We start from the raw sequence: 15,378 nt of genomic DNA on the forward strand, positions 1-15,378 counted from the left end.
ATGCTTAAGACGCCCTTGTCGCCGGAGCGGGATTGGATCTCGCAAGTGCCATGATCATTGGCCCGAGAGAAAACTCACCCCGCGCGGCCTTACGGGTCAGATCCCGCAGATAACCGCCCGGAGAATTGATATGCCCCGCCCTTTCCAGAATACATGCCACAGCCACGGCCGCGTTTTCAGGCCCCATGACCTCGCAAGCCTCCTGATAGGCCGACGGGCTGACCCCAAGCATGGATCGAACCACAACAGCGGCCGACATCAGGTCACGCCAATCTGCCACCCCCCCACTCGGACCGTATGCGACAACCTCAGGGCATGCCCTGAGCACCATACCCAAGGGAAAAGTCTTTATCCGCTCGTGCAAACGTACCGGATTTCCCGCCGACGGCTGCCCCTGCTCATCTTCGGAGCTAGGTTCAATTTCACTGCTGGATTCGGTATTTGAATTCTGTATGTGATGACGGCATTCGTTAGCATTGCCGTCGTTTTTTTGTGATTTTATCTGCATTTCCAGAATGTTGACGACTTCCCCATACAGAAGCTCCAGATCTTCCCGTATTGCTCCAAGCTCACCCAGGGTCTTGGCCTTTGCGACGCCGCTGACTATCTCGATGTATTGGTCTTCCACCTGCGCCCAATTCCCTGATGCTCCTTCCTCCATTGCCGCCGTAATAAGCTTTCGAATGTCTCGCCGCAAAATTGTGATCTTTTCCCGATGTAGCTGCATGCTTCTTCGCTCCGCGACGACCTGCTGGGCAAGCTGTGCCAGTTCGTCGGCGCGAGCCAAAAGCGGAGCCAGGCTGAAACCGTAAGCATCCTCAATCGTTCCACCGTCGGACTTGCGGGCGTACCGCTTTCCATTAGGGCTGTCTTTGCGATGAATAAGGCCCGCCTTGACAAGCAGAGCCAGATTTTCCCTGAGCGTCGTGCCGGCAATTCCGTTTGCACGAGCAGTCAACTGAGCATTCGATGGAAAGACAATGAGATTATCATCCGCAGACAGATGGCTCTCCGGATAGAATGAAAGGAGCGCGTTAAGCACCGCAAGCGCCCGGTCCCTGAGACCGAGCAGGGTACGGGCATCACATGCGTCCCGATAGACGCGCCATTTATCGACGGTCTTTCCCGTGGGCACATCGGCACTTTCCAGCTGGCCCTTGATCAAGGCAAGCGTAATCGTTCGCCGCCCAAACGGCGTCGTTATAGTCTGACCTGGCATTTTTCTTCACCCTCTTGCAGGCAAAAGAAATTAGTTCACCGAAACGGCGCCAAGACTCTTGACTATGATTTGCGGAAATGTGATTCTCAAGTTGCTACACACGAGAAGGGCTTCCGCTACGGCAACGTTCGGGGGCCTTTTTCTTTTGCTGGTCAATCTCCTTCGTTCAAGCCCTGCTCCTGAAATTCGGCGTAAAGCCGATCCAGGTTGTTTGAAAGAAAGCGTCCAAATTCTCCGGCAGCCTTTGCCTTGAGCGATACGGTACACGTTCTCCCTGTATTGATGATTTCGGCCGAGAGCCGCTGATCTTTCGCCTGCCATGATTGCTTGAGCGCAGGCACAACTTTTTTCACCGGTTTACCGGCCTTGTTCAGGGTTGCTACAAGCGCATTGAAGCGCTCGTCCGATCCTAATGCGATAAAGTCCTCACTCTCGACCAGACCGCCGATCTTCTCCCGAGCGCCATCCTTGCCAATCAGTAAGGACAACTCCACCCAACGCTCACGTCCGATGGATGGAGCCGCCCCGATCTGGACAATCAGGCTTTCCGGAATACGCTCGGTAACCGATGCCATCTTCGAGACCGCAGCTGCGTTCGCGGCCAGCGCTGACGAAATCACCGCTCGGTCATATCCAAGCTCAATGAGTCGGCGCGCAAACGCAGCCCGCTCGATGAAGGAGAGATTGGCACGCGCCGAGTTTTCCTGCCCCTGAGCAATGACATGCGTGCGGTCGTCCAGCGGCTTCACGACCGCCTTGACCTTGCGGCCCAACTCGCGGGCGACACGAAGACGCCGGTGACCGAAAACCACCTGGTAGCGGCCTGTCGTTACTGGGTGAGGGCGCACCAGGATCGGCGTGTCCTGCCCCCGCTCCTCGATTGCCGCTTTCAGTTCTTCGAACTGTTCGTTGCCATCCTCCAACCGATCGGACACGAAGGACCCATCCACGGTTTCCGGGTCGAGTTCGACGACAGCATCGCCCTCCAGGAACTTCTCGGCCTGCTTGGCCAGTTCATCCAGCGAACGGATCATATTCTTGGATGCACCGCGCATCGGATAGTTGCCAGCGGCCGGCGAAGCTTCCGGCTCGTCGGCGTCGGTCAGGCCCGCCAAGAGGTTTTTACGCGCCATCCACTACTCCAATTCAAGGTAGATAACTGAAAACAAAAGCGAAATCTCCGTTTTTGTCAGCCGACAACCGGCCTTCCCCAGGCCGCATGTATGAGTTGAGCGATTTCCTCATTGACGGAATCCAAGGACTCCAGCGCCCGGTCGTAGGTCGAGCGGGTCATCTGGCTTTTGTCGACCTCGTAAAGGGTCTGCTTGGTGATCCCTGCATCCGATATCGCCGTCGACTTCAGCATCGGGTTCTTCAAAACGTATTGATGGAAGAGCGTCTGCATAAAGCCCACCATCTGCGCCTGCGGCACATCCGTCGGCTCATACCGGGTAATCAGATAGCGATACCAGGAGAGATTGACCTCAGCGCCAGCCTCCCGGATCGGCTTCAGGATCCCGCCGAGCATGAGCAGAAACTGGCCCATCGACATCACATCCAGCATCTGCGGATGAATGGTGATCAACACGCTGGTCGCGGCAGTGAGCGCGGTGATCGTCAGGTAGCCGAGCTGGGGAGGGCAGTCGATGACCACGACATCATACTGATCGTCAACGTCGGCCAGTGCTCGCGAAATGCGAGTGAAGAAGGTCTTGCCTTCATTGCTCGACTTGTTCGACATCGCGAGCGGCGTGTCGTACTCGAACTCCTGAAGCTCGAGATTGGCCGGCACGATATCGAGCCCGGGGAAATTCGTCGGATGGATGATATCCCGGATGGAACGCTTTCCCTCATCGTAGCGGATTGCCTCGTAAAGCGAGGGCGTCTGATCCAGTTCCGGTTGGAAACCATGCAGCGAGGAGAGCGATGCCTGCGGGTCGAGATCGACCGCCAACACGCGATGGCCGGTCAGCGCGAGATATTGGGCGAGATGGGCTGCCGTCGTCGTCTTGCCGGAGCCGCCTTTGAAGTTCACGACTGCGATGACCTGCAGCTTTTCGTTCGCCCGCCGATGGGGAACATAGTTGCGACTTTCCGAACGGCCGTGCTCGTCGAGATAACGCCGAAGCTCAAGCATCTGCTCAGCCGTATAGAACCGACGTCCCGACGACGAAGTGTCGGGCAGGGGGCCTTTGCCTTCGAGATGAAGCTTCTTCAACGTGCTCTGCGACACGCCGATATAATTGGCGACCTCTGCCATGGTGAACTGGCGAAGCGTCTTCTTGGCATTCGGCGGAAAACGCTGCATGCTGAGTAGATGCAGTTTCTTCGAAATCAAATCGCCCTGTTCGAGGATCTCGTCCTCAAAATGAGCGGGCTGGCTCGCAGCCATTGATGGTTTCGCGTTCATGGGGTTGTCGCTCTCAAATAACGATATTCAGGCCTATGCCCGCACTTAACCGTTATTATCTGCGATTCTCGACCTCAAACAAGGGAAATAGAGTTAATACACTACTAACAAAGTGCCGCGACGGCTGCGGAGAACCGTCCGCAGAGCTCGATATTCTGATTGATATTCAGAATGTTAAGCTGAGTCGCATGTGCGACCCTGGGGCAGATTTCACCGGCAACAGCCACAGGCCGTTTCAGCCGTTTGACAGCCAATCGGACCCGTTCTTCATCTGAAAACAAACCGAAAAACATAAAATCGCGCGACTCACTGGCCCGCAAGCAAAACACATCGAGTCGCCGCGCTGAAGAATGGCCCGCCAGAGAGGTGTCCTCCGCCCCTTGGTAAAATTCACTGCATCCGCTACCATTATCGGCGCCGGCCCATCGCCGGCGTGCTCGTACCGCATTCATTGAACTCCGATATAGGTCCAATCCCGGTGCGTTGAATAATCGAAACAAAGATCGGGTCCTATCGTTCTTCGGCAACGCCTTTTTCGGCTTTCCGTATGGCAAGCGACCCTGCAGGAGTGGTTTGATGGATATCACGAGAGTTGGAACGCGACCTTCGGGCAAGGGACCTGCCGAGTGGTTTACCGGCGCGGTGCGGATAGATCCGCTGTTCCAGGCGCAGGAACCCGCTCGCGTTGCCGGAACATCCGTCACGTTCGAACCCGGCGCCAGAACCGCCTGGCACACCCACCCGCTCGGTCAGACCCTGATCGTCATTTCCGGGCTCGGCCTTGTACAGCGGGAAGGGGGACCGATCGAGGAAATCCGTCCCGGTGACGTCGTCTGGTTTCCACCTGGAGAGAAACATTGGCACGGGGCGTCTCCCACCGTTGCCATGACCCATATCGCGATCCAGGAGGCGCAGGACGGCAAGGTCGTGGACTGGATGGAGCATGTCAGCGACGAGCAATACTCCGCTCGCTGAAGAGACTGGCAATCCCAACGAAAGGAACTCACCTATGCATACGAAAGCATTCGGCGCTTATGCTGCCAACCAACCGCTTGAGGCCATGAACATCTCGCGCCGCGAGCCGGGTCCGAGCGACGTGCAGATCAAGATCGCCTATTGCGGGGTCTGCCATTCCGATCTGCACACCGTCCGTTCGGAGTGGGGTGGCACGATCTACCCATGCGTGCCGGGCCATGAGATCGTCGGGCATGTGACCGCCGTCGGCAACGCAGTAACGAAATTCACGGTCGGCGAGACCGTCGGGGTCGGCTGCATGGTGGATAGCTGCCAGCATTGCTATGCCTGCGACGAGGGTCTCGAGCAATATTGCGAGCACGGCTTCACAGGCACCTATAATGGCGCAACCAGTGACGAGCCGGGGCACACCCTTGGCGGCTATTCCGACACCATCGTGGTCAGGGACAAGTTCATCCTGAAGATCCGCCATCCGGAAGATCAGCTTGCTGCCGTCGCACCACTCCTCTGCGCCGGCATTACTACCTACTCACCGCTCAGGCACTGGAAGGTTGGACCAGGCCAGAAAGTCGGTATCGTCGGTATCGGTGGTCTGGGACACATGGGCATCAAGCTCGCCCATGCCATGGGCGCGCATACGGTCGCCTTCACCACATCCGAAAGCAAACGACAGGCAGCACTCGATCTCGGCGCCGACGAGGTCGTGATTTCAAAGGACGCAGACGAAATGGCGAAACACGCCACGAGCTTCGACTTCATTCTGAACACCGTTGCCGCCAGCCACGATCTCGATGCCTTCACCAATCTCCTGAAGAGGGACGGGACCCTGACTCTAGTTGGTGTTCCAGAACATCCGCATCCGTCGCCGAACATCTTCCCGCTAATCTTCAAGCGGCGCTCGATCGCAGGATCGCTTATCGGCGGCATCGCAGAGACACAGGAGATGCTGGATTTTTGCGCTGAGAAGGGGATCATTTCGGACATCGAAATAATCCCGATCCAGAAGATCGATGAAGCCTATGACCGCATGCAGAGGAGCGACGTCAAATATCGCTTCGTCATAGACAACGCGACGCTTTAAGTCTTCGAGTGATCACGGCCTTTGTATAGGGCCGTGATCCATTCTCTGTGAAATTGTCTATGCTCCGCCTCCGGGAAATGCTGCGGCAATCAACGTCCGGGTATAATCCTCCCGTGGGCTGTCGAGCACCGAAAGGGCAGGGCCATCCTCAATGACCCGACCGTTCTTCATCACAAGAATTCTGTCCGCCATGGCGCGAACGACTGCCAGATCGTGGCTGATGAAGAGATAGGAAAGCGCATGTGCGGCCTGCAGGTCACGCAAGAGATCGACGATCTGTTTCTGCACCTGCCGGTCCAGCGCCGAGGTCGGCTCATCGAGCAACAGGACGCGAGGCTTCAGGATGATCGCCCGGGCGATAGCGATCCTCTGGCGTTGCCCGCCTGAAAATTCGTGCGGATAACGGTTGCGCATTACCGGATCGAGGTGAACCTCCTCCAGCGCCCTAATGGCGCGCATATCCCGCTCACGGGCGCTAAGGCCCGGTTCGTGAACGGTCAGCCCCTCAGTGACGATCTGCCCGACGGTCATTCGGGGACTGAGCGATCCGAAGGGATCCTGAAAGACCACCTGCAACTGCCGGCGCAACGGACGCATTTGTGCTCGGTCGTAACCCGAGATATCCCTATCATCGAAGCGTATCCGGCCAGACGAGGGCAACAGTCTCAGCAAAGCTCTTGCCAGCGTCGACTTGCCCGAACCGCTCTCACCGACGATGCCGATGGTCTGACCCTGATGCAGGGTCAGCCCCGCATCCGCGACTGCCTGCCGCCGATAGGCTCCGCGTCCATAGAACACATCCAGATTTGAAGCGGACATGACCACGGGAGCATCCAGGGCATGGGGTTGTTTCAATCCCGAAGGCCCGGCCGCTATCAGCGCACGGGTATAGTCATGCTGCGGATTGTCGAACACCTCCGCAGTCCGCCCGGATTCGACGACATCGCCCCGGCACATCACATAGACCCTCTGCGCGATGCGCCGCACCACGCCGAGGTCATGCGAGATGAAGATCACCCCCATGCCGAGCCGCGCCTGCAGGTCGGCGATCAGGTCGAGGATCTCCGCCTGAATGGTCACGTCGAGAGCCGTCGTCGGCTCGTCGGCGATCAGGAGTTCCGGATTGTTGGCAAGCGCCATGGCAATCATCACGCGCTGACGCTGCCCGCCCGACATCTCGTTCGGATAGGCATCCATCCGTCTCTCCGGATCCGGGATGCGGACAAGCCGAAGCATCTCCAGCGCCCGCTCCCTGGCATTCTTCCTGCCGATGCGCTGATGCCGCATGATAGGCTCGATGAGCTGGCTGCCGATCGTATAGAGGGGATCGAGCGAGGTCATCGGTTCCTGGAAAACCATACCGATCCGGTCGCCACGGATGCGGTTCAGCGCCGTCTTGTTCATCCCGACGAGGTTCTCGCCGTGGAACAGAATGCGACCTGTCGCGCGTCCGTTCCTCGGCAAAAGGCCCATCGCAGCCATCATCGACTGGCTCTTGCCCGATCCGCTCTCGCCGACGATGGCGATTGTCTCTCCGGGGCGAACATGGAAGGAAATGCCATGCACGGCTTCTACAGAACCTTCATCGGTCTGAAACCCGACCCGCAGATCCTCGACCGCGAGAAGGACGGGCTTGTCATTGGCGTCCGGGGTCATGTCAGTGGTCCTTGGGATCGAGAGCATCGCGCAAGCCGTCGCCGATGAAATTCAGCGCGAAGAGCGTGGTGATGAGGAAGGCCGACGGGAAGACCAGCAGCCAGTTGGCCGATGGCATCGAACGGGCGCCCTGCGCGATCAGCACGCCCCAGCTCGACATCGGCTCCTGCACTCCGAAGCCCAGATAGGAGAGGAAGCTTTCGAGAATGATGACCTGTGGCACGAGCAGGGTCATGTAGATCACCACGGGACCGAGCAGATTGGGCACGATATGGCGCAGCAGGATACGAGCGTGGGAAACGCCCAGCGCCTCAGCAGCCTCCACGAACTCCTGACGGCGCAGAGAAAGTGTCTGGCCGCGCACGATGCGCGCCATGTCCAGCCACAGCACCGCTCCGACGGCCACGAACATCAGCAGGAAATTCCGCCCGAAAAAGACGACCAGCATAATGACGAAGAATATGAAGGGCAGTGAATAAAGGACATCAACGATGCGCATCATCACCTGGTCGGTTCTACCGCCGATGAAACCGGCGGCGGAACCATAAAAGACGCCGATCACCACAGCGATCAGGCCCGCGAGCAGCCCGATGGACAACGACACCCGCCCCGCCATCAGCGTGCGTGCCAGAAGATCACGGCCGGTACTGTCCGTGCCGAAGAAAAAATAGCGCTTTTCAAGGGCAGCCGAGATCGTCATGGAACCGGACACGCTTGTCTTCACCTGTGCGTCCTCCAAGAGATCGGAGCGGTCGATATAGCGAGTCACGCGCGGATCGATATCGCCCTTCGAGGAGAGGCGTATCTCGACGCGTCCGTCCTTTTCCTCCCATCCGGCGAGGGTCAACCGAGCGCGAGCGACGGCTTCCTCGATGGCCGGACCGATCATGTCGGCCGTAGGGTAGGGGGCAAGGCTGGGTGGCACCCGGGTGTAGTTCTGGTAGATGGCTTCGTAGCTGTTCGGCAGGAGCATCGGACCGAAGACGCAGACGACCGCCATCAGCAACAGGTAGACGGCGCTGGCCATGGCCGCGCGATTGCGCGCGAAGCGCGAGCGGGCATAGCCCCAAAGCGAACGGCCGACGACTGCAGGGCTCTCGCCCGTCAAAGCGGTATTCTCATTCATAGCGAACCCTCGGATCGATCACCGCATAGAGGATGTCGACGATGAGGTTGAAGAGGATGGTGAAGACCGCGACGATGACGACCCCTCCCATGACGACGGTGTAATCGCGGTTAAGCGCAGCATCGACGAAGTAACGGCCAATGCCGGGGATCGAGAAAATCGTCTCGACCACCACCGACCCGGTGAGCAGGGCCGCGGCGGCAGGCCCTGCATAGGAGACGACCGGCAGCAATGCCGAGCGCAGGGCATGGCGAAGCACGATGGAAAGATCCGAAAGACCCATCGCGCGAGCGGTGCGGATATGATGGGCGTGCAGGGATTCGATCATCGCGCCCCGCATCAGCCGGGCAACGATGGCAAGCTGCGGCAGCATCAGCGTCACCACCGGCCCGATCTTGTTGACGAGGGCGCCATCGCCCCAGCCGCCAACGGGCAGCCATTTCAGCGTCAACGCGAAGAAGAGCTGGAAGAGCGGTGCGATGACGAAGGTCGGTATCGTGCTGCCGGCGGTCGCGACAGCAATCACGGCAACGTCAGGAGCGCGGTTCTGCCTTAGAGCAGCGACAATACCGAGCGCACCGCCGAGAACGAGCGCAAGGATAAGCGCGAGGCCTCCAAGTTGCACGGAGACCGGCAATCCCGCCATGAACAATTCGGCGACGGTGAATTCCGGCATTGTGAAACTCGGCCCGAGATCACCGCGCGCGAGATTGCCGAGATAGATGAGATATTGGTGCCATAGCGGCAGATCGAGGTGATAGGCGCGTTCCAGATTGGCGCGGATCACCGGATCGAGGCCGCGTTCCTGATTGAATGGCCCGCCCGGAGCGACGCGCATCATGAAGAACGACAGCGTGATGATCACGAAGATCGTCGGGATGGCGGTCAACAGCCGCCGCAGGACATAACGGATCATGGTGGGCTCACATGAGGAGACAGGCGGATGTCATCACCACGGCGATGGCCGCGACGACAGGCCGGGATGCTTGCCCCCGCAAACAGACGGAGGCAAGCCCTTCGCTTTTTGTTATTTCAGCGTCAGGAAGCGCGAGGGATGGATATCCATCACGTTTTCCTGCCAGCCGCCGACCTTCGCCGAAACGAGGTTGTGATAGCTGTAATACATCAGCGGCATGACGCAGAGATCGCGTGCGACGCCGATTTCCTCGGCATCAGACAAGAGCTTCAGGCGTTCGGCAGGTTCGGCGGCAGCCGCCTTGGAAAGCAGGCCATCATACTCCGCATTGGAATACTGCGTGTAGTTGTTGCCGGTGCCGGTCTTGCAAAGGGCCAGGAAGTTTTCCGGGTCGACGTAGTCGGCATACCATGCGGCGCGCGCCACATCGTAATTGCCCTTGGCCTCGAGCAGGCCGTAATGCGACTTGGTGTCGGCATTGACCAGCGAAACCTCGATCCCGAACGGACGCAGCATTTCCTGAATGGCAACCGCGGTATTCGAATTGTTGTCCGAGGTGTTGAACCGGATTTCCATCTTCAGCGGCGAGGAGGGGCCATAACCCAGTTCGGTCAGGATCTTTTCGGCTTCGTCCTCCCGGTCGATCTGGGCCTTTTCGGCATATTCCGGGGCGCGAGCCGTGTAGCCCTCGATGCCCGGCGGCACGAAGGAGTAGGCGGGCAGCATCGTGTCCTGCCAGACCTTCTTGGTGAGGAAGTCGCGGTCGATCAGCATCGAGATCGCCTGTCGCAGGCGCGGATTGTCCCACGGAGCCTTGTCGGTCTTGAAGCCGTAGTAATAGGTGCCGAGGATCGGCCCGACGCGCACTTCGTCACCAAACTTCGCCTTCAAGTCAGCGGTCTGTTCGGTGGGGAAGTCACGGTTGACGTCGAGTTCACCCGCTTCGAAACGCTTCACGGCCGCGGCGTTATCGGCCGTCGGATAGTAGTTCACCTTGTCGATGGCCACATTGGCAGCGTCATAGAACTCCGGGTTCTTTTCGAGCGTGATGTGGTCGTTCGGCACGAACCCGGCAAGCTTGTAGGCACCGTTTGAAACGAGATTGCCGGGCTTGGTGAAATCGGTGCCGAAGGCTTCGACATTCTCGCGCTTGACCGGATAGGTCGACTGGTGGCTCAGCATGTCGAGGAAATAGGGCGTGGCCGCATTCAGCGTCACGACCAGCGTCAGCTTGTCCTTGGCCGAAATACCGAGTTCCTCGGGCTTCTTCTTGCCGGCGGTAATGTCTTCCGCGTTGACCACGGGAGCGAGCATATAGGCATATTCGGCAGCCGTTTCAGGCGTGACCACACGACGCCAGGAATAGACGAAGTCCTCGGCCGTCACCGGGCTGCCATCGGACCAGCGGCCGTCCGCACGCATATGAAAGGTGTAGGTCTTGCCGTCTTCCGAGACTTCCCAGCTTTCCGCAGCGCCAGGAATGGTGCGAGCAGCGGCATCATGGGCGGTCAGTCCGAGAAACAGATCCCGCATGAGATTGCCTTCGGCCATCGTCGAGGTGCGATGCGGGTCCATGGATTCCGGGTCGTCGACATTGCCGCGATCGAGAACGGTTTCGGCGAGCGCGGCCGGCGCGAATGCTACCGGCAGCAAGGCCAGCGCCGAACCGAGAAGCAGCGATCGCAACGAGAATTTATGATGTGATGTCATGCAGGATCCCTCTTTGTTAGTGATATTTGTGGCTGATCTTTCCGGATCGGCAGGGGAGGCAGCGCCGGTATTGCCGGCGCTCGGCAGACGGCCCAGCAGTCCGGGAGAACTGCAGTAACCGCAAGGGCGGGTCGTCGCTTCGGTTTTCCAGCGACGTGTGTTCATGAAGCGAAGCGGTCGGTTGCGCGAACCATGGCATCGGCGATGCCCGGTTCCACGCCAGAATGGCCAGCATCGGGAACGATGGTGAAGGTGGCGTCCGGCCAGCGTTTGGCCAGATCGTGGGCGGTCTGCATCGGCGTCACCAGATCATAGCGGCCCTGGATGATCTCACCCGGCAGTCCCTCCAGCCCCGACGCCTGATCGAGCAGCCATCCGTCGTGGACAAAGAAACCGCCATTAACGAAATAGTGGCATTCGAGCCGGGCAAGCGCGACGGCGGTTTCCTCCTCGGCGAAGGATGCCTCGCGCTCGGGGTCCGGTATCAGGCTTAGTGCCGCGCCCTCCCAGGCGCTCCAAGCCTTGGCAGCCTCCAATTGGCCCGCCGCATCTCCGCCCGTTAGCCTCTGGTAATAGGCGGCGAGCAGGTCGTCGCGCTCAGTTTCAGGGATTGGTGCCAGATACCGGTCGAAGGCATCGGGATAGAGAAAGCTCGCGCCGGATTGATAGAACCAGCGCACTTCCGCCGTGCGTACCGCGAAGATGCCCCGCACGATCAGTTCGGTCACGCGTAGCCGATGAGTGATGGCGTAGGCAAGCGCCAGCGTCGAGCCCCACGATCCCCCGACGACCTGCCAGCGCTCGATGCCGAGATGCTGTCTCAGCGTCTCGATGTCGGCCACGAGGTCCCAGGTGGTATTGTCGGCCAGTTCGGCATAGGGCGTGGATTGGCCACAACCACGCTGATCGAAGAGAATGATGCGATAGCGCTCAGGGTCATGGCCACGTCGCAGGAACGGAGATATGCCGCCTCCGGGGCCTCCATGCAGCACGAGTGCCGGTTTTCCGTCAGGGTTGCCGCATTGCTCATAATAGATACGGTGCAACGGGCTGACCTGCAGAAAACCGGAGTCGAAAGGCTCGATGACAGGGTACAGGCCGCGGCGCGTCGTATCGACGGTTTCCGTCATGCGGCAACCTCCGCCTCGGCCAGATGTTCGGCCAGAATGCAGCCGATATCGTGGAAGGCCTGGGGGTGATCAACGCTCAGTTCCTTACCCTGCGTCATTACTACTGCGATCACCGCCGGACCCTCATCGGGCTGGTAGCGGATCATGTCATGCTTGAAATAGGAGGCGTGGGGATCGCCGGTCCAGGTGTTGTGGCCGGCCTTGCTCCAGTAAGGCAGGTGGGTCGGCAGACCACCCCCGAGGAACTCGACGACCTGATAGCCGGAATTGGTCGCCTCCGGGCCAGCCAGATCGCGACGCAACTCCTGCTGGGCGCGGACACGTGAGGCGCCGGAAAGCGGTAGGCTGCCTTCGAACAGCTCCCACATCAGGCGCGCGGCCGAAAGCGGCGTGAGAGCATTGAGATAGGAGCGGTCGCGCCCCGCATATTGCGCCTCGCGTCCGTAACGCGTGTCGTCCATCAGCTTCTGGGTAATGTTGCAGCCGGCGAATTCGCTCCATCCGAGGTTCAGGAAATAGCGGTTCAGCACCTCCCTGCGCTCACGCCATTCGACGAATTCGGTGTCGGATAGCAGCGTGTCGCCGGTCGTACCGGTAATCAGGTCGATGACGTAGTTGGTCGCGGTGTTCGAGGACCACAGGATCATGTCGCGCATGGCGCGGTCTAGATCTTCATGCGGCGTTAGAACGCCCTGATCCAGCAGGTCCAGCGCGTGCACCAGATGGAACGCCTTCACGAGGCTGCACGGATAGCAAACCCAGTCTCCGCGCCAGGAATATCCGACGGGGCGGCCGTTTTCCGGCGTGACGATCACGAGACCCAGCCGTTCCTCGCGCAATCCACGGGAGGAGAGCTGCTCCAGCAGCTTTGCAACAAGCCTGTCTCCGCGCTGCTGCCATTCCGGGGTCTGGGTGAAGAACATGGGCATTTCCTTGTCTGCATTCTCATTTCGCCATCGGCGTCTGAGGACAAAGCTAGCCCCGCATCGGAGATTGTGTAAAATAATTAAAAAGGCATCTTCTATTACTCAGCTGATAGTCCCTGCGAAAAGGATCCTCATGAATCTCCGGGAACTTGAGCTCTTCGGCACGCTGATGCGGGTCGGGACCACGATCGAGACGGCAGCGGTCCTTGGAATCTCGCAGCCAAGCGTCAGCGCTCAGATCAAACGTATCGAGGCCCGCCTGCGGCTCACCCTTTTCCAGCGCGTCGGCAACCGGCTGGAGCCGACCGCCGAGGCCCATTCCCTGTTCGCGCAGGCTGCACCGATCTTCACCACCCAGGCGGAAATTCGGTCCCGCATCGAGGGGCTGGCGAGCGCTGCCCGCGCGCCGGTGACGATCTCCGCCACGCCGGCAATCGTCGAAGGCTTCCTTGCCGAGCGGCTGGCGACAGCCGGCTATGACAATTGGCGAAAACATCTCCGCCTGTGGGTGACGGAGCCTGAGGCGGACGTGAGAAGTGGCCGGGCCGATATCGGCCTGCAGATGGCGGTGCCAGCCAAGGCCGACTTTCATGCGGAAACGCTGATGGACGTGGCGCTCGGCGCGGTGATGCGCCCGGATCATCCGCTGGCATCGAAGGATCGGCTGAGCGTCACGGATATCGCCGCCGAACCGCTGGTTTCCTATGATCCGGCATGGTCGCCCATGGGCGCAGTCATCCAGCAGGCGTTTAGGGCCAAGGGCCTGAAATACAATCTGTCCTGCGAAGCGCCGTTCTGCTCGACTGTCTGCCATCTGGTGGAAGCGTGCGGCGGGGTGGGTGTCATCGATGCACTGACTGCCGGCCGGCTGACGAGCCCCGCCCTCGTCTGGAAACCGCTCGGGAATGTCCCGACTGTTCCGCTGATCGTTTTCCACCGCCGCAAGGAGCCCCTGCGCAGCGCAGTCCTCTCGCTGCTGACCCTTCTGAAGACACCCCCGGCAAGCAAAGGTAAGGGAGAGAGCGCTCAATCGGAATAGGCGCTGCAGGCCTGTTTCAGATAGCGAATGAAACTCGCGCTGTGGCGTGAAAGCACCCTGAGGTCGCTGTGAAGCACGACCGTGTTCAGTCCGATGGCCGGCTTCATTCGCAATATCTCGACAGCGCGGTCTTTGAACGAGGAAGCGGTGTAGGCATCGACAATCGTCGCGCCACACCCCTTTTCCGCAAGCTTGCAGGCGATGGAATGGGTCTGCACCTGGATCGCGGGAGCAGCAGCCATGCCGGCCGACCGCATTTCCCGATCGATCAACCGGCCGACGGGATCGCTGTCCATCAGACCGATCAAACGTTGCGGATCGATTTCAGCGAGTCGGATCTCCTTCCTCTGCGCGTTCCGGTCACCTGCAGGTCCGACATACAGCAGATTGGAGTGCCCGAGCTTTTCCGCCCGGATACCGACATGCGGCTCGGGATCGAAGGTAACGGCAATGTCGAGATCCTGCGCCATGAGACTCTGGATGAGCTGCGCCGTATGCTGGGTGCGAACTTCGTAGGAAATTTCGGGATGCGCCTTCTGGAAGCGCTGTATGGCATCTGGCACAACGCTCATTCCGAGGCTCGGAATGCAGCCGACCCGGATCCGGCCCTGTCCATGAGGTGCAAGGTTCTGGCCGAGTCGGCGCAAATGCCCCAACTGGTCGAAGACCTTGGCAATTTCCGGCGCCATCATCTCGGCCTCGCGGGTGGGAACAAGCCGTCCCTTGATGCGCTCGAAAAGCCGGAACCCGAGTTGCTGCTCCGCATGCTTGATCAGCTTGCTGACGGCGGGCTGGCTGATGCCCAGAAGCCCTGCGGCACGGGTGATTGCACCCGTCTGGAAGACGGCATGGCAGGCTTCGATGTGACGCAGTTGAAGCACGGCGGCTCGCGATCAGCTCATAACTTTCGTTTATATATATACGAAACAAAGGAAATTGCTCAAGCCATGGCTTCTGGCCATAGTCCCGCCATTGGGCAAGGGATTTTCACTATGAAGATTTGCATTCTGGGCGCTGGCGTCGTCGGGCTGACCACCGCCTATTTTCTGGCGCGTAACGGACACGAAGTCACGATCGTCGACCGAAACGGACTGCCGGCGCAGGAAACCAGTTTCGCCAATGGCGGTCAGCTCAGCTATTCCTACGTCGCGCCGCTTGCCGCACCCTCCATCTTTCCAAGCCTTTCGAAA

Annotated in this window: 14 protein-coding genes; 4 read left to right on the forward strand and 10 right to left on the reverse strand. The window is 59.5% G+C overall.

The window, feature by feature from the left end; genetic code table 11:
• Positions 1–4 precede the first annotated feature (4 nt).
• The 3 genes from repC to repA form a co-directional block, all read right to left on the reverse strand.
• Positions 5–1,219, reverse strand: a complete 1,215-nt coding sequence (gene repC, locus H4I99_RS20770) for a plasmid replication protein RepC (protein WP_163898522.1) — start codon at positions 1,217–1,219, stop codon at positions 5–7.
• Positions 1,220–1,371: 152 nt separating this feature from the next.
• The gene (gene repB / locus H4I99_RS20775) at positions 1,372–2,352 is read right to left on the reverse strand and encodes a plasmid partitioning protein RepB (RefSeq protein WP_163898525.1); all 981 of its coding nucleotides are present in this window, start codon (positions 2,350–2,352) and stop codon (positions 1,372–1,374) included.
• A 56-nt stretch (positions 2,353–2,408) separates the two neighbouring features.
• On the reverse strand, positions 2,409–3,629 hold the full coding sequence (repA, locus tag H4I99_RS20780; RefSeq protein ID WP_186663382.1) for a plasmid partitioning protein RepA: 1,221 nt from the start codon (positions 3,627–3,629) through the stop codon (positions 2,409–2,411).
• A gap of 576 nt (positions 3,630–4,205) precedes the next feature.
• On the opposite strand from repA, the gene H4I99_RS20785 reads away from it, so the two are divergent.
• Positions 4,206–4,604, forward strand: a complete 399-nt coding sequence (locus H4I99_RS20785; RefSeq protein ID WP_163898529.1) for a (R)-mandelonitrile lyase — start codon at positions 4,206–4,208, stop codon at positions 4,602–4,604.
• Positions 4,605–4,638: 34 nt separating this feature from the next.
• The gene (locus H4I99_RS20790) at positions 4,639–5,685 is read left to right on the forward strand and encodes an NAD(P)-dependent alcohol dehydrogenase (RefSeq protein ID WP_163898532.1); all 1,047 of its coding nucleotides are present in this window, start codon (positions 4,639–4,641) and stop codon (positions 5,683–5,685) included.
• A gap of 57 nt (positions 5,686–5,742) precedes the next feature.
• Here the strand turns inward: H4I99_RS20790 and H4I99_RS20795 are convergent, their stop codons facing one another.
• The 6 genes from H4I99_RS20795 to H4I99_RS20820 form a co-directional block, all read right to left on the reverse strand.
• Positions 5,743–7,341 carry an ABC transporter ATP-binding protein gene (locus H4I99_RS20795; protein ID WP_163898535.1) on the reverse strand — a complete coding sequence of 533 codons (1,599 nt, stop codon included), beginning with the start codon at positions 7,339–7,341 and terminating at the stop codon, positions 5,743–5,745.
• Between the two features lies 1 nt (position 7,342).
• Positions 7,343–8,467: an ABC transporter permease subunit gene (locus tag H4I99_RS20800; RefSeq protein WP_163898538.1), complete on the reverse strand. Its 1,125-nt coding sequence runs from the start codon at positions 8,465–8,467 to the stop codon at positions 7,343–7,345.
• Entirely contained in the window at positions 8,460–9,383 is a 924-nt protein-coding gene (locus H4I99_RS20805; RefSeq protein ID WP_099061327.1) for an ABC transporter permease subunit, read from the reverse strand. The genes H4I99_RS20800 and H4I99_RS20805 overlap by 8 nt, the downstream gene beginning before the upstream one ends.
• 111 nt (positions 9,384–9,494) lie before the next feature.
• A complete protein-coding gene (locus H4I99_RS20810) occupies positions 9,495–11,093 on the reverse strand; it encodes a peptide ABC transporter substrate-binding protein (protein WP_163898541.1) in 1,599 nt (532 codons plus the stop codon).
• Positions 11,094–11,254: 161 nt separating this feature from the next.
• Entirely contained in the window at positions 11,255–12,223 is a 969-nt protein-coding gene (gene pip / locus H4I99_RS20815; RefSeq protein ID WP_163898544.1) for a prolyl aminopeptidase, read from the reverse strand.
• On the reverse strand, positions 12,220–13,146 hold the full coding sequence (locus H4I99_RS20820) for a serine hydrolase (protein ID WP_163898547.1): 927 nt from the start codon (positions 13,144–13,146) through the stop codon (positions 12,220–12,222). The genes pip and H4I99_RS20820 overlap by 4 nt, the downstream gene beginning before the upstream one ends.
• A gap of 136 nt (positions 13,147–13,282) precedes the next feature.
• Between H4I99_RS20820 and H4I99_RS20825 the strand changes: the two genes are divergently transcribed.
• The gene (locus tag H4I99_RS20825) at positions 13,283–14,188 is read left to right on the forward strand and encodes a LysR family transcriptional regulator (RefSeq protein ID WP_163898550.1); all 906 of its coding nucleotides are present in this window, start codon (positions 13,283–13,285) and stop codon (positions 14,186–14,188) included.
• Here H4I99_RS20825 and H4I99_RS20830 read toward each other — a convergent pair.
• Entirely contained in the window at positions 14,176–15,069 is an 894-nt protein-coding gene (locus H4I99_RS20830) for a LysR family transcriptional regulator (RefSeq protein ID WP_163898554.1), read from the reverse strand. The two genes, H4I99_RS20825 and H4I99_RS20830, sit on opposite strands and share 13 nt — an antisense overlap.
• Before the next feature lie 111 nt (positions 15,070–15,180).
• Here H4I99_RS20830 and H4I99_RS20835 point away from each other — a divergent pair.
• A partial coding sequence (locus H4I99_RS20835) for an FAD-dependent oxidoreductase (RefSeq protein ID WP_186663384.1) occupies positions 15,181–15,378 on the forward strand: 198 nt, incomplete at its 3' end.

It is taken from the genome of Paenirhizobium daejeonense (assembly GCF_014280875.1).
In the GTDB taxonomy this organism is placed as follows: domain Bacteria; phylum Pseudomonadota; class Alphaproteobacteria; order Rhizobiales; family Rhizobiaceae; genus Allorhizobium; species Allorhizobium daejeonense.